The organism is Cryobacterium sinapicolor, from assembly GCF_004403465.1.
GTDB lineage: Bacteria > Actinomycetota > Actinomycetes > Actinomycetales > Microbacteriaceae > Cryobacterium > Cryobacterium sinapicolor.
On sequence record NZ_SOGQ01000026.1, the window covers coordinates 73,539 to 93,387 of the forward strand.

Genomic DNA, 19,849 nt, shown 5'->3' on the forward strand with positions numbered 1-19,849 from the left:
CACACACATGACTGATGCACCACTGCTGGAAGAACGGCCGCGCACTCTGGCCGAGAAGGTCTGGGACAAACATCTGGTCGCCAAGGGCGAGAACGGCACCCCCGACCTGATCTACATCGACCTGCACCTCGTGCACGAGGTCACCAGCCCGCAGGCCTTCGACGGGCTGCGCCTGGCCGGACGTCCCGTGCGCCGCCCCGACCTCACCATTGCCACGGAGGACCACAACACTCCGACCCTGGCGATCGACAAACCCATCGCCGACCTGACCAGCCGCACCCAGATCGAGACGCTGCGACGCAACTGCGAGGAATTCGGCATCCGCCTGCACTCGCTCGGCGACATCGAGCAGGGCATCGTGCACGTCGTCGGGCCGCAGCTGGGCCTGACCCAGCCGGGCATCACCGTCGTCTGCGGCGACTCGCACACCTCGACCCACGGTGCCTTCGGAGCGATGGCGCTCGGCATCGGCACGAGCGAGGTGGAGCACGTGATGGCCACCCAGACGCTGCCCCTCAAGCCGTTCAAAACCATGGCGATCACCGTCGACGGCACCCTCCGCCCCGGCGTGACGGCCAAGGACCTCATCCTCGCCGTGATCGCGAAGATCGGCACCGGCGGCGGCCAGGGCTACGTGCTCGAATACCGCGGCAGCGCCATCCGAGCCCTCTCGATGGAGGGCCGCATGACCATCTGCAACATGTCCATCGAGGCCGGCGCCCGGGCGGGCATGGTGGCCCCGGATGCGATCACCTACGACTACCTCCAGGGTCGCGCCCACGCCCCGGACGGCCAGGACTGGCTCGACGCAGTCGCCTACTGGGACACCCTCGCCACCGACGACGGCGCCGTGTTCGACGCCGAGGTGATCCTCGACGCCGACACCTTGGAACCCTTCGTCACGTGGGGAACCAACCCCGGCCAGGGCGTCTCACTGAGCGAGGCCGTGCCTGACCCTGCCGGGATCAGCGACGCCAACGAGCGCTCCGCCGCCGAACGAGCCCTCGAATACATGGACCTCGCCGCCGGCACCCCGATGAAGGACATCCGGGTGGACACCGTCTTCCTCGGCTCCTGCACCAACAGCCGGGTCGAAGACCTGCGCGCCGCCGCCGCCATCATCGCCGGCCGCACCCTGGCCCCAGGCGTGCGAATGCTCGTGGTGCCCGGGTCCGCACGGGTGCGCATCGAGGCCGAGGCGGAAGGCCTCGACAAGATTTTCACCGACTTCGGCGCCGAATGGCGCTTCGCCGGTTGCTCCATGTGCCTCGGCATGAACCCCGACCAGCTGGCTCCCGGAGAACGGTGCGCCTCCACGAGCAATCGCAACTTCGAGGGCCGGCAGGGTAAGGGCGGACGCACCCACCTCGTCTCCCCGCTGGTTGCGGCGGCGACCGCGATCCGCGGTACGCTATCGAGCCCGTGGGACCTGGCCCAGGATGGAGACAAGTAGGTTATGCAAAAGTTCACGACCGTCACGGGCATCGCGCTTCCGCTGCGTCGCTCCAACGTCGACACCGACCAGATCATCCCCGCCGTCTACCTCAAGCGCGTCACCAAGACCGGCTTCGAAGACGCCCTCTTCGCCCGCTGGCGTGCCGACCCGGACTTCGTCCTCAACGATCCGGCCTACCGGGGCGCCCGCGTGCTCGTAGCCGGCGCCGACTTCGGCACCGGCTCCTCGCGGGAGCACGCCGTCTGGGCGCTGCGCGACTACGGCTTCGACGTCGTGCTCAGCCCCCGCTTCGGCGACATCTTCCGCGGCAACTCCGGCAAGCAGGGTCTGCTCGCCGGCCAGATCTCCGAGGCCGACGCGCAGCGTCTGTGGGACGTCATCGAGGCCTGCCCCGGAGTCGAACTGACGGTCGACCTCGTGTCGAGAACCGCCCGCGTGGGGGCCCTCACCGTTCCGTTCGAGATCGACGACTACACCCGGTGGCGCCTCCTCGAAGGTCTCGACGACATCGGCCTCACCCTGCGCGACGAAGCGCGGATCGCAGAATTCGAATCCCACCGGGAGCCATGGCGGCCCCGCACTCTCCCCGCAAGGCAGGTAAGTTTGTGAGCACAATCAGCGAGATCACCCAGAACCGTGAAGACGACCAGAACCGGGAAGACGCGCAGAATCGCGAGAACGCCCAGAATTGGGGGGCGGCCGTGGGGTTGCAGGGCGACCGGATCACCATCCGCGGCGGCATCCCCCTGGTCGGCCGGATCGAGTTGAAGGGCGCCAAGAACCTGGTCACCAAGGCCATGGTCGCGGCGCTCCTCGGCGAAAGCCCCAGCACGCTCAAGAACGTGCCGAACATCAGCGACGTGCGCATCGTGCGCCAGTTGCTCGAGGTACACGGCGTCAAGGTCACCGACGGCGCCGAGCCCGGCGAACTGCTGCTCGACCCCGTCGACGTCGAGAGCGCGCACTTCGCCGCGATCGACGCCCACGCCGGCTCCTCGCGCATCCCGATCCTGTTCTGCGGCCCGCTGCTGCACCGCCTCGGGGAGGCGTTCATCCCCGACCTCGGCGGCTGCCGCATCGGCGACCGCCCGATCGACTACCACCTGGACGTGCTGCGCAAGTTCGGTGCCGTCGTCGAGAAGCAGCCCAACGGCATCCGGATGTCCGCACCCAACGGCCTCAAGGGCACCAAGGTGTCCCTGCCCTACCCGAGCGTCGGCGCGACCGAACAGGTGCTCCTCACCGCCGTGCGCGCGGAGGGCATCACCGAGCTCAAGGGCGCGGCGATCGAGCCCGAGATCATGGATCTCATCAACATCCTGCAGAAGATGGGCGCCATCATCACGGTCGACACCGACCGCGTGATCCGCATCGAGGGTGTCGAGCGCCTCGAGGGGTACAACCACCGCGCCCTCTTCGACCGGAACGAGGCCGCCAGCTGGGCCGCCGCGGCCCTGGCCACCGACGGCGACATCTTCGTCGGCGGCGCGCGCCAGCCCGAGATGCTGACGTTCCTCAACGTGTTCCGCAAGGTGGGCGGGGCGTTCGACATCGAAGACGACGGCATCCGTTTCTACCACCCGGGCGGCGACCTCAAGCCTGTCATCATCGAGACGGATGTCCACCCCGGCTTCATGACGGACTGGCAGCAGCCGCTCGTGGTCGCCCTGACCCACGCGCACGGCGTCTCGATCGTGCACGAGACCGTCTACGAGCAGCGTTTCGGTTTCGTCGACGCTCTCGTCGAGATGGGCGCCACCATCCAGATCCACCGCGAATGCCTCGGCGGGCACCCCTGCCGGTTCGGCCAGCGCAACTTCAACCACTCGGCCGTCATCACCGGGCCGACGAAACTGACCGGCGCCGACATCGAGGTCCCCGACCTGCGCGGTGGCTTCAGCCACCTGATCGCGGCGCTGACCGCGAAGGGAACCTCCACCGTCAGCAACGTCGGAATCATCAGCCGCGGCTACGAGAACTTCATCACCAAGCTTCAACTGTTGGGGGCTGACTTCGATCTCGAAGGATAATGGGGCTGTGTCAGCATCAAATCCAGCGCCCGATTCCGATCCAGCGCCCCAGACCCACATCGCCACTGAAGCCGTGAACCCCGGCCGGGAGCGTTCGGAGACGCGACGGCCATCCGTGTTCTGGGTGTTGGCGGTGATGATCCTCCCGGTGATCAACCTCGCCGTGCGATTCAAGGTCACCGACGCCGCGAAGTTCCCGCGCTCGGGGGCATTCGTGATGGCCCCCAATCACTTCAGCGAGATCGACCCCGTCTTGATGGGGGTGCTGAGCTGGAAGCTGGGGCGCGCGCCTCGGTTCATGGCGAAGGCATCCGTCTTCACGATCCCGGTGATCGGCCGGCTGCTGCACATGTCGGGTCAGATCCCGGTGCAGCGCGGCGGCAACGTGCGCGGCAGCGAGCCCGTGAAGGCGGCCCAGCGCCTGGTCGAACGCGGCCAGATGGTCGTGGTCTACCCGGAGGGGTCGCTCACCCGCGACCCCGGGCTCTGGCCGATGCGCGGCAAGACCGGCGCCGTGCGGATCGCCCTCGAACGTGGCATCCCGATCGTGCCGGTGGCCCACTGGGGAGCGCAGGAGATCATGCCGCGCTACTCGAAGCGACTCAACCTGTTCCCGCGCAGGACCGTACTGGTCAAAATCGGCGACCCGCTCGACCTGACGCAGTTCCGGGGCCGCAACCTCGACCCGGCGACGCTCAACGAGGCCACCACCCTCGTCATGGCCGCAATCACCGAGTTGCTCGAAGATCTTCGGGGTGAGACGGCGCCGACCAAGCGCTGGAACCCGACCGAGCACGATCAGAAAGAGACCGGCCGTTTTGAAGCCTAAGGTTCAGCCAGGCAAGCGGGTCGCCGTTCTCGGCGCCGGCAGCTGGGGCACCACGTTCGCCAAGATCCTGACCGATGGTGGGGCCGATGTGGTGCTCTGGGCCCGCCGCCCCGAGCTCGCCCGGGAGATCACCGAGGGCCGGCGCAACAGCGATTACCTGCCCGGCATCAACCTGCCGGTGGGGCTCCGCGCCACCTCGCGACTCGACCTGGCCCTCGCCGGCGCCGAGCAGGTGTACGTGTCGGTGCCGAGCCAGTCGCTGCGCGAGAACCTGATCCTGGCCGAGCCGTTCCTGGCCCCTGGCGCGATCGTGGTCTCGCTGATGAAGGGCGTCGAGCGCGGGTCCGGCCTGCGCATGAGCCAGATCATCGCCGAGGTCCTGCCGATCAACCCGGACCTCATCGCGGCGATCTCCGGACCCAACCTGGCCCTCGAGATCGCCAAAGAGCAACCGACGGCAGCCGTGGTCTCCTCGAACAGCCTCGAGACAGCGCAGGCCGTGGCCATGCTGGCCCGCAACCGCTACTTCCGTTCCTACGTCAACACGGATGTCATCGGCACCGAATTCGGCGGCGTGCTCAAGAACCTGATCGCCGTGGCCATCGGCATCGTCGACGGCGTCGGCTACGGCGAGAACACGAAGGCGTCGATCATCACCCGCGGTCTCGTGGAGATGACCGATTTCGCGGTGGCCTACGGCGCGCATCCGGAAACCTTGGCCGGTCTGGCCGGCCTGGGCGACCTGATCGCGACTTGCCAGTCGCCGCTGTCCCGCAACAACACCGCCGGCCGGCTCCTCGGCCAGGGCTACGGCATCAATGACGTCGTCAAGCAGATGCAGCAGACCACCGAGGGTCTCGCATCCGTCGGCCCCATTCTCGATCTCGCCCGCGCCAAGGGGGTCGACATGCCCATCGTCGAGCAGGTTCGCCAGGTGCTGGCCGGTACGCTGAAACCGCGGGATCTCGCCCCGCACCTGACAACGGACTCAGCCGAGCCGCAGGGCGAAAGGACGATTGATGACGAACAAGCTCACGGTGGCGCTGCTCTTTGGGGGTCGTTCAAGCGAACATTCGATCAGTTGCGCCACAGCGGGGGGCGTCCTCGCGGCGATTGACCGCGACCGCTACAACGTCATTCCGATCGGCATCACCCGCGACGGAGCCTTTGTGCTCGAAGCGGATGACCCGGCTCGGTTCGCGCTGGACGCCGGCGCGCTGCCGGAGGTCTTCGACGACGGGACCCGCATCCGGTGGCCGGAGAGCAGCCTCAGCCGTCAGCTGACGGTCAGCGACGGAGCCGGCTACCGTTCGCTCGGCAACGTCGACGTGGTCCTCCCGATTCTGCACGGCCCGTTCGGCGAGGACGGCACCGTGCAGGGCCTGCTCGAACTCGTCGGACTGCCCTACGTGGGCTCTGGCGTGCTCGCATCGGCGCTCGGCATGGACAAGCACTTCACCAAGACCGTCTTCCAGCAGGCCGCCCTGCCGGTGGCCCCGTGGCGCACCATCACCGCGGCCGACTGGGCCGAGGCTCCCGGAATGGCGTTCGCTGCGGCCGAGGAGCTCGGGCTGCCCGTGTTCGTGAAGCCTGCGCGGGCCGGGTCGAGCGTGGGGGTGAGCCGGGTGTCGAAGCTGGACCAGCTCGCCGAGGCGATGCGGGTGGGGCTGCTGGAGGACAGCAAGGTTCTGATCGAGGCTGGCCTGTCGGGGCGCGAACTCGAGGTCGCGGTGCTGCAGGGGCGTCCCGGGGAGGCGACGCGGGCATCCGTGGCCGGCGAGGTGCGGGTCACCGGCCGTGACTTCTACGATTTCGCTGCCAAATACCTCGGCGCGTCCGGCATCGACCTGGTCTGCCCGGCCGACCTCACCGCGGAGGAACTGGCCGAGATGCAGTCCCTGGCCATCCGCGCCTTCAACGCGATCGACGGCGCCGGCCTGGCGCGGGTGGACTTCTTCCTCACCGGAGACGGCTGGGTGATCAACGAGATCAACACCATGCCCGGGTTCACCCCCATCTCGATGTTCCCGAGCTGCTGGCTGGCCAGCGGCTTCAGCTACCCGCAGCTGATCGACGAGCTGATCGAGGTGGCGCTGGCCCACCACGGCGCGCCCGCCGCGCTCCGCCTGGCGGTCTAGGACGAACGAATTCGACGGAGATTTTGCTCTAAACAGGGCGTTTGAGCTGAAATACGGGTGTTTGACCCAGAATCTCCGTCGAATTGGTTCAGGCGACGGGGCGCTCTATCCGCTCGCGCCGCAGCGGCGGCCGCGCGGGCTACGCCTTCTGCACCGTGATGGTCCACTGGGCGTCGCCGACTCGGTCGAAGTGGGTGACCGGATAGCCGTTCTCCGCAGCCCAGCGCGGCAGGGCATCCGTCGCCTGGGTGCAGTCGAAGCTGATGGTGAGTTCGTCGCCGAGGTCCAGCTTCGTGATCGCGGCTCCGGCCTCCACGAGCGGGAACGGGCAGACCTGACCGTCGGTCTCGAGTGTGTACTGTGCCATGTCGGGCTTCTTCCTGTTGATTCTGCTGGGGGGTTTCCGGGTGGTTACCGGTCGGCCGGGACGCGAATGGGGGAGGCCGCGATGCGCGCGGAACCGGTGATGAAGAGCCGCGTGGCCGCGCCGGTGCCGATGATCATGAAGACCAGTGACACCCAGCCCTGGAGGCCGAAGGTGGCGGTGTCGACCATGCCGTTGCCGATGGTGCAGCCACCGGCCAGGCTCGCCCCGACGCCCATCAACACCCCGCCGAAGATGCTCCGGATGGTGGTGGTGACGTCGGGAAGCCGCACCCGGAACTCGCCGCTGCCCTTGGCCGCGACGAACGAACCGAGCAGGATGCCGATCACCAGATACACCCCCCAGTCGATCAGCTCTGGATCGCCGCGCACGAGATAGTTGACGATGTTCGAGGACGGCCCGGTGATGCCGAGCCCGGACTCGCGCCCGGTTGCCCAGCTGAGCGGCCAGGCGAGGATGGCGAGCGCCGCGATGATCAGGGCGGTGGTGAAGGCACCCCATTTCTTCTCGAACAGGAGATGCCGGATGCCGCCGGTGCGGGCCGGAAGCGACACGAGCGGCAGCGACGGCCGCCGCCGCCGGTGATGCCGGGCGAGCAGTCCGACGCCGGTGACGAGCGCCACGACCAGCACCCACGGTGAGACGCCCAGCACTCCGTGGATGGTGGACGCCTCCACGGTGATGCCGCGCAACGCCGCGACCGGGGTCGACAGGGCACCCGTCTTGGAGATGGCGGAGAAGAGGGCGTAGAAGATCAGGGCCAACCAGCTGCCCACCAGACCCTCGCCGGCGCGGTAGTAGGTGCCCGTGGCGCATCCGCCGGCTAGCACGATGGCGAACCCGAAGATGAACGCGCCGATGATCGTGGCCAGCCAGGCGAAGGGCTGAGGGTCGAGGGTGATCACCCCGGCCGCGTCGAGGGCGAAGACGCCCGCACTCTGCACGGCGATGACGATCAGGAAGGCCGTCAGCCAGCGCGTGCTGCCGGTGAGCCAGAGGTCACGGAACGCGCCGGTGACGCAGAACCTGCCCCGCTGCATGGCGAAGCCCAGGGCGATGCCCAGGCCGAGTCCGGTGAGAAGCATGTCGTGTCCCCGTCCCTCAGCGGCCGCACGCCGGTTGGCGGCGACTCCTCGGCGACGTTACGTGCCGGTCGGCGGTGCTGCTCGCAGACGTCGCGGCATGACGCGGCGAGACGTAACACTTGACACACCCGTGCCCGCCGTCTCCGAGACAGGGTCGCATCCTCGCCGAAACGGGACTCTGAGGGGGTGACGGATGCCGCCACGCCCCAGAGGTGGCTACTCACCGTGGGGGGTGGGGGTTGGCGTGGGCGTGGATGCGGGAATGGGTGTGGCCGTGGGTGCGGGCGCGGGCCGGGGCTACGGGGCGGGTGCCAGCGTCTCGCCTTCAGTCGGCAGCAGCAGGTCCTCGGCGCCGAGGCACTGGCCCGTCGCGGGGATGTTGCCCACGGCCTGAGCCAGGTCCACGAGCACCGTGGAGCCGCTGACCTGACCTGAGTCGATGACCAGCTCGGTCGCCGGGTCGCGGCCGTAGGTGGTGTACCGGTAGAGCGGGGCATCCGAGTCGTCTTCGATCCAGTCGATGCCGTTGACCGTGAGGCAGGGGAGCGTCGTCGGTGCGGGCACGGCCACGCCGCAGTGCAGCAGGACCGCGCTCGGGGTGCCCCACGCGCCAGTGGCCTGGGCGTTCGTCTCGCGTTCCGGCAGCGAGGCCACCGAGGTCGGCAGGCGAACGATGAGGTCGGCGCAGGTGGGATTGACGGCATCCGCGGCCGGTTCCAGCGGCACGATCGCCGTGCAGCCGGTGAGGAGCACGGAGCCGGCGACGAGCGTGAGCGCGAGGCCGGTACGGAGGGAGCGGATGCGGGGAGTCATTGCATTCAGGCTACCGTTTGAAGCATGACGAATGCTGCGGGCGCGATGCTCCCCACGAGTGAAACGCTGGCCGACCTGAGTGAAGGGCAGGTTCTCGCCCGGATCTTCCCGCGGCTGCCGGGCTCCGCCGCCCAGCTCCTCGGCCCCGGCGACGACGCCGCCGTGATGCGGGCTCCGGACGGGCGCTACGTGGTCACCACGGACATGATGATCCAGGGCCCGGACTTCCGGCTCGCCTGGTCCAGCCCGCATGACCTTGGCTGGAAGGCCGCCGCGACGAACCTGTCCGACGTCGCCGCCATGGGCGCCCGGCCCACCGCGCTGGTGGTGGCGATCGCGGCCCCGCCGTCGACGCCGATCTCCGTGATCGAGGGCATCGCCGACGGGCTCCGCGACTGCTGCGAGGCGCTGGCCCCGGGCTGCGGCGTCGTCGGCGGCGACCTGTCCGCCTCCGACGCCCTCACGCTCGCCGTGACCGCGTTCGGCGACCTCGAAGGGCGCGAGCCCGTGCTGCGCTCCGGGGCGCGGCCAGGTGACGTTGTGGCCCTGGCCGGGCGCCTCGGCGAGGCCGCGCAGGGCCTGGATCTGCTCTTCCGGTTCGCCGTGGACGAAAACGGTGTTCCGGATGCCGCGCTGGCGGACTCGCTGCGGGCGCAGCATCCCGAGGCGGTCGCCGCGCAGCTCGCCCCCGTGCCGCCCATCGACCGGGGCCCGGCCGCGGCGGGAGCCGGCGCGACGGCGATGCTCGACGTGTCCGACGGACTCGCCATCGACGCCGGACGCCTGGCCCGGGCCAGCGGCGTGGGAATCGATTTCGCCCGGTCCGCCCTCGGCGAGAATGTCGAGCGCTCCCTCGGCGGCGGGGAGGACCACGGCCTGTTGGCCACGTTCCCGCCGGACGCCGCACTGCCCGGCGGCTTCCGCGTCCTCGGCGTGGTCACGGATGCGGCCGGTTCGATCCTGGTGGACGGCCGCCCCCACGACCAGGCCGGCTGGGACCCCTACCGCGGCTGGGACGGAGCCGTCGCCTGAACTCGGATCAGGCGTCGGGCAGCACGGGGGAGGCGTACCAGACCGTGGTGTCGCCGTAGTCCTTGCGCCGGTCGGACTCGAGGCCGACACCCCAGTCCGGTTCGGGGGAGCGCGAACTGCGCTCCACGATGATGAGGGCGTCCGGGTCGAGCAGCGGTGTCAGGGCGGTCAGGTTGTGGCCCAGTTCGCTTTCGGCAAGGTCGTAGGGCGGGTCGATGAAGACCAGGTCGAACCCCTCGCCGGTGGCCGCGAGGAACGACTGCACGGCTTGGCTGCTCACCTTGATCTTCGGGGCACCCTGCTTCGGGGCCGCCCGCAGCACGGCCTCCGTGTTCTTGCGGCACATCTGCGCGGCGCCGAAGTTGTTCTCGACCAGGGTCACGATGCGCGCCCCCCGGCTGGCGGCCTCCAGGCCGAGCCCGCCCGATCCGGCGTACAGGTCGAGCACGCGGGCGCCACGGATGATGTCGCGCGCGTCGAGAGCGGAGAAGATCGCCTCCCGCACCCGGTCGCTGGTGGGGCGGGTACCGGTCTTGGGCACCGCCAGGGGCAGGGAACCGGCAAACCCGGCGACGATTCGCGTCATAACCCGTCGAGTTTATCGCCCGCCGTTCATCGCCCGCCGCCGGCCCAGGGCGCGGCGCACCCGGGCCGACCCGGCGGCGCAGGTCGCACGTGCCGCCTACGATCGAAGCATGACCGATTCGGAGGCTGTGGAGACTCTCGCCCCGGTGACCCTCGACAGCAAGCTGGCCACCGTGGTCGGCGGCAAGACGGCCGTCGCCCTGGGAAAGGCCTTCGGCGTCCTTACCGTCGGCGATCTGCTCAGCCACTACCCGCGCCGCTACGCCCGTCGCGGCGAGCTGTCGTCGATCAGCCTGCTGCCGCTCGACGAGAACGTGACCATCGTGGCGGAGATCCGCTCGGTCGACGAGCGCCCGATGAAGGCCCGCAAGGGATCGATCGTCGAGGTGAAGATCTCCGACGGCCGTGGCATCCTCAGCCTCACCTGGTTCAACCAAGCCTGGCGGGCCAAGCAGCTTCAGCCCGGCATGCGTGGCATGTTCGCGGGCAAGGTCACCGACTACCGGGGCCACCTGCAGCTCACCCACCCCACGTACAAGCTTTTCGGCCCGGGCGCCGACGACGAGCCCGAGATGCCCACGGATGCCGCGGCCGCCAAACTCTGGATCGAGCAGCCGGTCGCGATCTACCCGGCCACCAACACCGTGGCCAGCTGGCAGGTCGCGCAGACCATCGCGATTCTGCTCGACAGTGTGGGCCCAGTGCCCGACCCGATCCCGCCGGAGTTGCGCGGCGAGCGCGGGCTGCTGCCGCAGGGTCGCGCCTTCGAACTCATTCACCGCCCGGAAACCGATTCGGACTGGCGGCGGGCCAGAGACACGCTGCGGTTCACCGAGGCCTTCGTGCTGCAGAGCGCCCTGGTGCAGCAGCGGCTCACCGCCCGGCAGCAGCAGTCGACCCCGCGTCTGCCGACCCCCGGCGGGCTGCTCGAACGCTTCGACGCCGGCTTGCCTTTCACCCTCACCGCGGACCAGCAGGGTGTGGCCGCCGAGATCTCGACCGACATCGCGCAGACCCATCCGATGAACCGGCTCGTGCAGGGTGAGGTGGGCTCCGGCAAGACTGTCGTGGCCCTGCGGGCCATGCTCGCCGTCGCCGACACGGGCGGCCAATCGGCCTTGCTCGCCCCCACCGAGGTCCTGGCCGGACAGCACCTGCGTTCGATCGCGCGTTCGCTCGGCCCCGAACTGGCGAGCAGCCTGATGCCCACCCTGCTCACCGGGCAACTGCCGGTGGCGGAGCGTCGCAAGGCGCTGCTGCGGGTGGTGTCCGGGCAGGCGAAGATCGTGATCGGCACGCACGCGCTGCTCGGCGACAAGGTCACGTTCTTCGACCTCGGCCTGGTCGTCGTCGACGAGCAGCACAGGTTCGGCGTCGACCAGCGCGAGGCCCTGCGGCAGAAGGGGGCCGTGCCGCCGCATGTGCTGGTGCTCACCGCCACCCCGATCCCGCGCACCGTGGCCATGACCGTGTTCGGCGACCTCGACGTGAGCACGATCGCGGAGCTGCCCGAAGGGCGGCAGGGCATCGAGACGTTCGTCGTGCCCTTGTTCGAGAAGCCCGGCTGGGTCACCCGGGTGTGGACCCGGTTGGCCGAAGAGCTCGCGCTGGGCCGCCAAGGCTTCGTGGTGTGCCCGGCCATCGCCCCGAAACAGCTCGAGGAGGGGGCGGAGGTCGATCCCGAGGCGGCCGCGCCGGCATCCGTCGAAACGGTCCTCGCCGATCTGCGCCGCAACCCGGCCCTGGCCTCCGCCCGCATCGAACCGCTGCACGGGCGCATGACCAGCGAGGAGAAAGACCAGGCCATGAGAGCCTTCGCGGCCGGGAAGATCGACGTGCTCGTGGCGACGACCGTGATCGAGGTCGGCGTCGACGTGCCCAACGCCTCCGCCATGGTGGTGCTCGACGCCGACCGGTTCGGCGTCTCGCAGTTGCACCAGCTGCGCGGACGGGTGGGTCGAGGCGGCGTTCCGGGGCTCTGCCTCCTGGTCACCAGCGCGGAGGCCGAGACCATCGCTCGCGAGCGGGTCGAGGCCGTCGCGGCCACCCTCGACGGGTTCGAACTGGCCCAGGTCGACCTGGAGCTGCGCCGGGAGGGCGATGTGCTCGGCAGCAGCCAGTCCGGGGGGCGCTCCTCGCTGCGCCTGCTGCGGGTGGCGACCGACGGCGACCTGATCGGGGAGGCCCGGGGCCACGCGCAGCGTCTGAGCGAGCACGACCCGCACCTCGACACCGTCCCGGCGCTGCGGGAGGCGGTGCTGCGGCGCCTCGACGATGCGGAGCGGGCCTCGCTCACCAAGTCCTGACTCGGGATCAACCCACGCTCAGGCACCGTTCACGCACTGGGGCTAGGGTGATCGCTATGCGCAGGATCGCCGTCGTCCCCGGTTCATTCGACCCCGTCACGCGGGGTCACCTCGATGTGATTGGGAGGGCGGCCGGTCTCTTCGACGAACTGCATGTGCTCGTCGTGCACAACCCCGGCAAGACGGCTCTGCTTCCGATCAGCCAGCGGGTCTTCCTGCTGCAGCGGTCCATCCTGGACGCCGGGCTGCCGGGCAACATCGTGGTGGCGTCCTGGAGCATGGGACTGCTCGTCGACTACTGCCTGGAAGTCGGCGCCAGCGTGCTGATCAAGGGCATCCGCTCGCAGGTAGACGTGGCCTACGAGACCCCGATGGCCATCGTGAACCGCAACCTCGCCGCGGTGGAGACGATCTTCCTGCTGCCGGACCCGGCCAACGCCCACGTGTCCAGTTCCCTGGTGCGCCAGGTGGCCGCGCTCGGCGGCGACATCACCCCCTACGTCCCGCCGGCCGTGGCGGCGTTCCTTCAGAAGGCTCCCGTGTGAATGCGTCGCGCGTGCGCTCGGTCTCCGTTCCGATGCTGGCTGGGCAGGCGGGCGGCCCTGCCGAAGCCCTGGACGACGAGGTCCTGATGGATCTTCCGGCGGTCGAGGCGGCGGCGCGCGCCATCATCCGTAACGTGGAAACCGTGATCGACGGCAAGCACGCGGCCGTCTTCACCGCCCTCACGGTGCTGCTGGCCCAGGGGCACCTCCTGATCGAGGACGTACCCGGCGTCGGAAAGACCATGCTGGCCAAGGCGCTGGCCAAGTCCGTGCACTGCTCGGTCAGCCGCATCCAGTTCACCCCGGACCTGCTGCCCTCCGACGTGACGGGGGTGTCGGTGTTCAACCAGGTGGACCGGCGATTCGAGTTCAAGCCGGGCGCCATCTTCGCGAACATCGTGATCGGCGACGAGATCAACCGGGCGAGCCCGAAGACCCAGTCCGCGCTGCTGGAATGCATGGAGGAGCGCCAGGTCACCGTCGACGGCGCCACCTATCTGCTGCCGCTGCCCTTCACTGTCGTGGCCACCCAGAACCCGATCGAGATGGAGGGCACCTACGCGCTGCCCGAGGCCCAGCGGGACCGGTTCATGGCGCGCATCTCGATGGGATACCCCGACACCGAGTCCGAGCTGATGATGCTGGATGCCCGTGACACGAAGAGCCCTCTGGCCGGCATCGAGGCGGTCGTCTCCGGCGCCCAGCTGCGTGGCATGATCACCATGGCGCGCTCGGTGTTCGCCTCCGCCGCGGTCAAGGAGTACACGGTCAGCCTGGTTCGGGCCACCCGGGACGACCGCGACCTGCGACTCGGCGCCAGCCCCCGCGCCACACTGCAGCTGATCCGGGCGGCCAAGGCCCGGGCGGCGCTGCACGGCCGGGCCTATGTGCTGCCCGATGACATCGATTCCCTAGCCGTCGCCGTGCTCGGGCACAGGCTCGTGGCGAGCAGCCGGGTGCTCGGCCACCATCAGGACAGCGGCCCGGTGGTCGACGACATCGTTCGCCGGATCGTGGCTGCCACTCCTGTTCCCGTCGGCGCCTCCGGGCATCCCTGACGCCATGCCTTCGAAGCAGCGGCGCGCCCGGTTTCCCCGGCTCACCTTCCGCGGCGGGATGTTCCTCGCGGCAGGCGCCGGCCTGCTGGTGCTCGCCGTGCTGACCGACCAGCGCGACCTCCTGTTCGTCGCCGGTTTGCTTCTGGGGCTCCCCGTCGCCGCCCTCGGGTACGTCTCCTTCCGTCCGGTGCGCCTGCGCGTCACCCGGATACTGCGCCCGCCGGTCGTGCCGGCCGGCGGCGAGATGGTTGTGAGGCTCGGTCTGCGGAACCTCTCCTCCCGGCCCGTGGCCGGCCTGCACCTGCGGGACACCGTGCGCCTGCGGGACGCCGCCGACCTCGGACCGACCGTGCTGACCGGAACGCCGCTGCCGGCCCTCGAACGCTACGAGGGCGGCCCGGACACCGGCGCCGACAGCGTGCGGTTCGAGTACCGGTTCAGTCCGCCCCGGCGCGGGCTCTACGCGTCGGGCCCGGTGCTGATCGGGCGTTCGGACCCCTTCGGCCTGGCCTCGGGGGAGTGGGCCGTGGGGGAGCCGAACGATCTGGTGGCGACGCCCCGGGTGACCGCACTGGCCGGTGGCGGCCTCACCGGCGCGCTGAACGACGGCGACGTGCCGGAGCGACTCCGCCGGCTGCAGCACAACGCGGACCCGCTGATCGCGCGCGAGTACCGGCCGGGGGACCCGTTGCGGCGGGTGAACTGGCCGGCCACCGCGCGCCGGGGCGAGATCATGGTTCGGCAGGAGGAGGAGCAGAGCAACCCCGGCGCCCGCCTCGTGCTCGACACCGCGCTGCGCGGGCGCCACGGGCGCCCCAGCGGTGCCGCGGGCCATTCGGGCGCCGCGAGTGTGGGTGCCGGCGCCGCTGGCGGGATCGGTCGCCTCCGCCTCGAGCAGGCCTTCGAAGTGGCCGTCGAGGTCGCGGCATCCGTGGGCGTTCACCTGCTGGCGGCCGGCTATCGGCTCGACCTGATCGTTCTCGGCCCGAGCCGACCGAACACCACCCCGGCGAGACCCGGAGGTGGCGGACTGCGCGGCGAACCGCCCGCCGTCTTCCTGCCGCCGGGCGGCGTCGCGGTGCTGCTCGAGGGGTTGGCCGGGCTCGTGCCGACCGACCTGCCCGAGCCGGGGGAGTCGGCGGAGAACACAGTAGACCAGGCGTACACGGCCGTCGGCGCCCGCGTGGCCGGACCCGCGGCATCCGTCGTGCCGGGTTCGCCCGAGCCCGGCACCGCCGCTCAACGCCGCACGCTCCTGGCGCCCGGCGGGCTGCTGCCGACCTTCGCGGTGCTCGTCGCGGTCGACGACCGGGACCTGACCGAGCTCGCCGAACTCGTGTCCCAGACTCGGCCGGCCGTGGCGTTTCTGACTGACACGGTCGATACGGATGCCGTGCGCCGGCTGGGCGAGGCCGGTTGGCGCTGCATCCCCGTGCGCCAGGCCCGGGACATCCCCCGCGCCTGGGAGGACTTCATCGGTGAGAGGAGGCCCGAGCATGACGCCGTCTGAGCCGGCCACCCCTGACGTGCCCACCCCTGACGTGGCCTCCCCGGACCGGGCCTCTCGCCCGGCCCGGCGCGGCCCGTCCACCCGGGCGGCCCGACTCCAGCGGGCCGAGTGGCCCCTCACGTTCGCACTCCTGCTGTTGCTGGTCGTGGCCATCGGCGGCCTCGGGCCGCTGCTCGAGGGCACGGGCTGGTGGTGGCTGATGACCCTCGCGGCCGCCGGGGTGCTGCTCGGGTGCGCCGGCCTCCGCCGCGCCGGGCTGCCCGTGTTCCTCGGGCCCCTTGCCGGCTTCGGGGTGCTCGTGGCCTTCCTGACGCTCCTCTTCGGCGCGGGAAGCGGCTGGCTCTGGGTGATCCCGAATGGGGAGACGATCGACCGCTTCCGTGACCTGGCGCTCTCCGGGGCGGTCTCCATCGAGCAGCAGTCGACGCCGGCCGAGGCGACCGCCGGCATCCTGTTCCTGCTCTGCATCGGCGCCGGCGTGATCGCGATCCTGCTCGACACGCTCGCGATCATTCTGCGGGTGCCCGCGCTCGCCGGACTGCCCGTGCTGGTTCCGCTGCTCGTGCCGGGGCTCGCTCTCGGCGGCGAGGCGAACCTGCAGGCCCTCGTGCTCACGGCCGCCGCCTACCTCCTGCTGCTCCATGTCGAGATCCGGATGCGCCGGGCCGACATCCTGTCCGGCCTGCCGGGCGCGGCGCCGCCCGGCACCGTCGCTCCCGCCCGGCGCCGCGTGCCCGGCGCCCTCGGGGGAGCGGTCGTCGTGGGCAGCGTCGCGATCGTGGCCGCGATCGTCGTCAGCGTCGCTACGCCCGTTCTGCCCGGGGGTGGTCTCACCGGTGGGGGCCCCGGCAGCAGCCTGCTGTTCTCCAACGGCGTCAGCCCCATGATCAACCTCGGCCAGGACCTGCGCCGCCCTGACGCCGAACCGGTGTTGCACTACCGCACCACGGCGACCCGGCCGCCCTATCTTCGGCTTCTCACGCTGGCCGAATTCTCCGGCCGCAACTGGACCGCCGGCGAGGAGCCCGGCAGCCGCGCGAGCGCCGTCGACGACATCGGTCTTCCGCCGGCGCTCTCCGCCGACATCGAGACGCGGGAGACGATCACGAACATCGGCATCGACGACCTGGCGGCCCGGTGGTTGCCCGCCCCTGCGCCGGCCCGTTCGGTGACCGGACTGCTCGGCACCTGGTCCTGGAACGAGTCGACCGGGTCCATCACGAGCGCCGGCGACACGACCCGCGGCCAGGAATACACCGTCACCGCACTCACACTCGAGCCGACCGCCGAGCAGCTTCGGCAGGCCGAGGTCGAGTATCCGGCGGAGGTTCGGCGCAGCCTGCGATTGCCGGCCGAGACTCCGGCCTTGATCGGTGACACCGCTCGCGAGGTCACCGCCGGCACCGCGACCGCCTACGACGCCGCGCTCGCCCTGCAAAAATACCTGCGCGGCAGTGCGTTCTCCTATGACATCGAGGCTCCCGTCGGTGACGGCTACGACGGCGGTGCCATCGATGTCGTCAGCACCTTCCTCGAGGTCAAGAGCGGGTACTGCGTGCACTTCTCCTCGGCGATGGCGGCGATGGCCCGCTCGATCGGCATCCCGTCCCGGATCGCGATCGGTTATCAGCCCGGGACGCTGTCCGCGTCGAGTTCCATTGCCGGGATCGGCCGCTACAGCGTGGACACCCACGACCTGCATGCGTGGACGGAACTCTACTTCGCGGGCGTCGGCTGGGTGCCCTTCGAGCCCACGCCCGGCCGCGGCGCCGTTCCCGCGTATACGCGGGACGATGCCGCCGCCGTGCCGCTCGGCGAGTCCGGCCAGACCGCCCCCACGAATTCGCTGCGCCCCGAGAATCTCCTCGACCAGAACACCGCCGATGCCCAGGCCGACGCGGCCTCGCCCGCCGACACCCAAGCCGGCTTCCTCCGCCTCGGCCTACTCCTCGTCGGGACTCTCGCGCTGCTCCTCCTGCCGGCCGTATTCCGGGTGACGCGGCGGACGCTGCGGCGGCGGGACATCCGGTCGGGCCGGACCGGTGCCGTGGGGGCGTGGCGGGAGGTCACGGACACGGCCATAGACCACGGCCTCTTCGTGCGGGAGACCGAGACACCGCGGGAGCTCGCCGCCCGGCTGCGGGCGTTGATCGGATCCGAGCGTGGCACGGTGAGCGGCGAGGAGGGTTCCGGTGCGGGCGGGGGAACCGTGGCCGAGGCCCTCGACCGGCTCCTCGTCAGGGCGGAGCGCAGCCGCTACGGTCGCCCGGGCGGCGACGCGCAGAACTCTCAGGCGGCGCTCCTCCTGGCCGACCTCGACCTGGTGCTCCGCGGCATCCATTCGGGGTCGGGCCGGCGCGTGCGGATGCGGGCGACGCTGCTGCCGGCGTCTCTGTGGCGGTCCGGCGAGCGACGAATCGGACGCCCAGCCGCGAACGCGTAGAATCTTCCCTCGTGAGTAAGTTCAAGAAGACCCCGTACAAGGTTGATGTGCGCGACCTGATCAACCGCCCGGGCACCATGCACGAGCGCCACCTCGAAATCGTCGTGCCGGAAGACCTCGGCGAGAGCCTCGTCGCCGTGAAGGCCGGCTCCACCGTGATCGCGAACCTGCGCCTGGAAACCCTGCACGAGGGCATCCTGGTGTCGGCCCAGGTGTCCGGAATCGCCGCCGGAGAGTGCGGTCGATGCCTCATCGACGTCGAATTGCCGGTCCAAGTCGAGTTTCACGAGCTTTTCGCGTACTCTCTAGACGAAGCTTATGAAAGTGAAGTTCAGGATGACCATGTGGATCTTGAACCTCTGATCAGGGATGCGGTGGTGTTGTCACTGCCGTTCCAGCCGGTTTGCCGGCCGGATTGCCCAGGTCTCGACCCCGAGACCGGTGAACGGCTTGCCGAGGCCCCTGAGTTCGTACCCGAAGAAAAGCGCGATCCCCGGTGGGCCGCGCTCATGAAATTCCAAGCTTCCGAAAGCAGCGGCACGGATGAAGACATCCAGGCTGAAACGGATAGAGAAGAGAAGTAGTCATGGCAGTCCCGAAGCGCAAGCAATCACGCTCCAACACCCGTTCACGTCGTTCCTGCTGGAAGGCCGAGGCCCCCACCCTGGTCAAGACCATGGAAAACGGCAAAGTCGTCTACAGCCTGCCGCACCGCGCCAAGGTCGTCACCGACGCCGCCGGCACGGCGCTGTTCATGGAATACAAGGGCCGCAAGGTCGCCGACGTCTAATCCCGTCATGCTCGAACGTCTGATGCCGCGCCGACGGATGCCGGGAGTCCCGATTCAGGGTCCCGCCCCGCACCGTCGCGGCATCAGTGCGCTCCGGGGACGCTCGTGAGCGGGGCGCCCGAGGTCTCCTCCCTGCTGGCGACCCTCGGCGTGCAGGTCGACCCGGCCCTGCTGGAACTTGCTCTCACCCACCGCTCCTACGCGTACGAGCACGGGGGCATGCCCACGAACGAGCGCCTCGAATTCCTCGGCGACTCGATTCTCGGGCAGGCGGTGACGGTCATGCTCTTCCGGGAGTACCCGCAACTCGACGAGGGTGACCTCGCTAAGCGCCGGGCCAGTCTGGTGTCGAGTGTCGCCCTCTCGGGCATCGCGCGCGGCATCGGGCTGGGCGCGTACGTGCGCCTCGGCCGCGGCGAAATCCTCACCGGCGGTCGGGACAAGTCGTCGATCCTCGCCGACACCGTCGAGGCGCTCATCGGTGCGGTCTACCTCGACTCCGGCGGTGAGACCGCGACCGCGCTCGTGCTGCGCCTGATCGAGCCGCTTCTCCGCGATCCTGGGCACTTCGGAGTCTCCATGGACCCCAAGACGAGCCTGCAGGAAGCCGCGGCGCGACTCGGCACCGGGGTTCCGGTGTACTCCATCGCCGAGAGCGGCCCCGACCACTCCAAGGTCTTCATCGCCACCGTCACGGTGGGACTCGTCATCGCGGTCGGCGAGGGCACCAGCAAGAAGCACGCCGAAATGGCCGCCGCACTCGACGCCTGGACGCGGCTCACCTCTCCCTGAGTCGCCGCAGCGCGGCCTCCGATTCTGGCGAGGGCTGCTCTGTCGCGTGAGT

19 protein-coding genes are annotated in these 19,849 nt (G+C 70.0%); 15 read left to right on the plus strand and 4 right to left on the minus strand.

Going from position 1 to position 19,849, the window contains the following annotated elements; genetic code table 11:
• Nucleotides 1-7: 7 nt before the first annotated feature.
• The 6 genes from leuC to E3T28_RS05875 all read left to right on the plus strand — a co-directional run bounded on the left by leuC (nt 8) and on the right by E3T28_RS05875 (nt 6,453).
• Nucleotides 8-1,453 carry a 3-isopropylmalate dehydratase large subunit gene (leuC, locus tag E3T28_RS05850; RefSeq protein ID WP_134428808.1) on the plus strand — a complete coding sequence of 482 codons (1,446 nt, stop codon included), beginning with the start codon at nt 8-10 and terminating at the stop codon, nt 1,451-1,453.
• A gap of 3 nt (nt 1,454-1,456) precedes the next feature.
• Nucleotides 1,457-2,065, plus strand: a complete 609-nt coding sequence (gene leuD, locus E3T28_RS05855; protein ID WP_134428810.1) for a 3-isopropylmalate dehydratase small subunit — start codon at nt 1,457-1,459, stop codon at nt 2,063-2,065.
• A 92-nt stretch (nt 2,066-2,157) separates the two neighbouring features.
• On the plus strand, nt 2,158-3,486 hold the full coding sequence (gene murA, locus E3T28_RS05860; RefSeq protein WP_134428870.1) for a UDP-N-acetylglucosamine 1-carboxyvinyltransferase: 1,329 nt from the start codon (nt 2,158-2,160) through the stop codon (nt 3,484-3,486).
• A 7-nt stretch (nt 3,487-3,493) separates the two neighbouring features.
• Complete coding sequence (locus E3T28_RS05865) at nt 3,494-4,315, plus strand: lysophospholipid acyltransferase family protein (protein WP_241979185.1); 822 nt, start codon at nt 3,494-3,496, stop codon at nt 4,313-4,315.
• Complete coding sequence (locus E3T28_RS05870; protein WP_134428812.1) at nt 4,305-5,432, plus strand: NAD(P)H-dependent glycerol-3-phosphate dehydrogenase; 1,128 nt, start codon at nt 4,305-4,307, stop codon at nt 5,430-5,432. The genes E3T28_RS05865 and E3T28_RS05870 overlap by 11 nt, the downstream gene beginning before the upstream one ends.
• Entirely contained in the window at nt 5,335-6,453 is a 1,119-nt protein-coding gene (locus E3T28_RS05875; protein WP_134428814.1) for a D-alanine--D-alanine ligase family protein, read from the plus strand. The genes E3T28_RS05870 and E3T28_RS05875 overlap by 98 nt, the downstream gene beginning before the upstream one ends.
• Before the next feature lie 139 nt (nt 6,454-6,592).
• Here the strand turns inward: E3T28_RS05875 and E3T28_RS05880 are convergent, their stop codons facing one another.
• From E3T28_RS05880 to E3T28_RS05890, 3 genes are all read right to left on the minus strand, one after another.
• Nucleotides 6,593-6,820 (minus strand): sulfurtransferase TusA family protein, encoded by a 228-nt coding sequence (locus tag E3T28_RS05880; protein ID WP_134428816.1) that lies wholly within the window; start codon nt 6,818-6,820, stop codon nt 6,593-6,595.
• A gap of 44 nt (nt 6,821-6,864) precedes the next feature.
• Nucleotides 6,865-7,923 carry a YeeE/YedE family protein gene (locus E3T28_RS05885; protein WP_134428818.1) on the minus strand — a complete coding sequence of 353 codons (1,059 nt, stop codon included), beginning with the start codon at nt 7,921-7,923 and terminating at the stop codon, nt 6,865-6,867.
• Between the two features lie 297 nt (nt 7,924-8,220).
• Nucleotides 8,221-8,736 carry a DUF3515 family protein gene (locus tag E3T28_RS05890; RefSeq protein ID WP_134428820.1) on the minus strand — a complete coding sequence of 172 codons (516 nt, stop codon included), beginning with the start codon at nt 8,734-8,736 and terminating at the stop codon, nt 8,221-8,223.
• A 24-nt stretch (nt 8,737-8,760) separates the two neighbouring features.
• Here E3T28_RS05890 and thiL point away from each other — a divergent pair, with 24 nt between their 5' ends.
• A complete protein-coding gene (gene thiL, locus E3T28_RS05895) occupies nt 8,761-9,768 on the plus strand; it encodes a thiamine-phosphate kinase (protein ID WP_241979186.1) in 1,008 nt (335 codons plus the stop codon).
• Nucleotides 9,769-9,775: 7 nt separating this feature from the next.
• Here the strand turns inward: thiL and rsmD are convergent, their stop codons facing one another.
• Nucleotides 9,776-10,354 carry a 16S rRNA (guanine(966)-N(2))-methyltransferase RsmD gene (rsmD, locus tag E3T28_RS05900; protein ID WP_134428822.1) on the minus strand — a complete coding sequence of 193 codons (579 nt, stop codon included), beginning with the start codon at nt 10,352-10,354 and terminating at the stop codon, nt 9,776-9,778.
• Nucleotides 10,355-10,463: 109 nt separating this feature from the next.
• Here rsmD and E3T28_RS05905 point away from each other — a divergent pair, with 109 nt between their 5' ends.
• The 8 genes from E3T28_RS05905 to rnc all read left to right on the plus strand — a co-directional run bounded on the left by E3T28_RS05905 (nt 10,464) and on the right by rnc (nt 19,797).
• Entirely contained in the window at nt 10,464-12,659 is a 2,196-nt protein-coding gene (locus E3T28_RS05905; RefSeq protein WP_134428823.1) for an ATP-dependent DNA helicase RecG, read from the plus strand.
• 56 nt (nt 12,660-12,715) lie between these two features.
• Nucleotides 12,716-13,204 carry a pantetheine-phosphate adenylyltransferase gene (gene coaD / locus E3T28_RS05910; RefSeq protein ID WP_134428826.1) on the plus strand — a complete coding sequence of 163 codons (489 nt, stop codon included), beginning with the start codon at nt 12,716-12,718 and terminating at the stop codon, nt 13,202-13,204.
• Between the two features lie 86 nt (nt 13,205-13,290).
• On the plus strand, nt 13,291-14,262 hold the full coding sequence (locus tag E3T28_RS05915) for an AAA family ATPase (RefSeq protein ID WP_241979189.1): 972 nt from the start codon (nt 13,291-13,293) through the stop codon (nt 14,260-14,262).
• Between the two features lie 4 nt (nt 14,263-14,266).
• Nucleotides 14,267-15,772, plus strand: coding sequence for a DUF58 domain-containing protein (locus E3T28_RS05920; protein WP_134428828.1), 1,506 nt, complete (start codon nt 14,267-14,269; stop codon nt 15,770-15,772).
• Entirely contained in the window at nt 15,759-18,215 is a 2,457-nt protein-coding gene (locus E3T28_RS05925; protein ID WP_134428830.1) for a transglutaminase TgpA family protein, read from the plus strand. Before E3T28_RS05920 ends, E3T28_RS05925 begins: the two co-directional genes overlap by 14 nt.
• A gap of 11 nt (nt 18,216-18,226) precedes the next feature.
• Nucleotides 18,227-18,799, plus strand: coding sequence for a YceD family protein (locus E3T28_RS05930; RefSeq protein ID WP_134428832.1), 573 nt, complete (start codon nt 18,227-18,229; stop codon nt 18,797-18,799).
• A 2-nt stretch (nt 18,800-18,801) separates the two neighbouring features.
• Nucleotides 18,802-19,005, plus strand: a complete 204-nt coding sequence (gene rpmF, locus E3T28_RS05935; protein ID WP_066596228.1) for a 50S ribosomal protein L32 — start codon at nt 18,802-18,804, stop codon at nt 19,003-19,005.
• A gap of 105 nt (nt 19,006-19,110) precedes the next feature.
• Nucleotides 19,111-19,797, plus strand: coding sequence for a ribonuclease III (gene rnc, locus E3T28_RS05940; protein WP_134428834.1), 687 nt, complete (start codon nt 19,111-19,113; stop codon nt 19,795-19,797).
• The last annotated feature ends 52 nt before the right edge of the window (nt 19,798-19,849 follow it).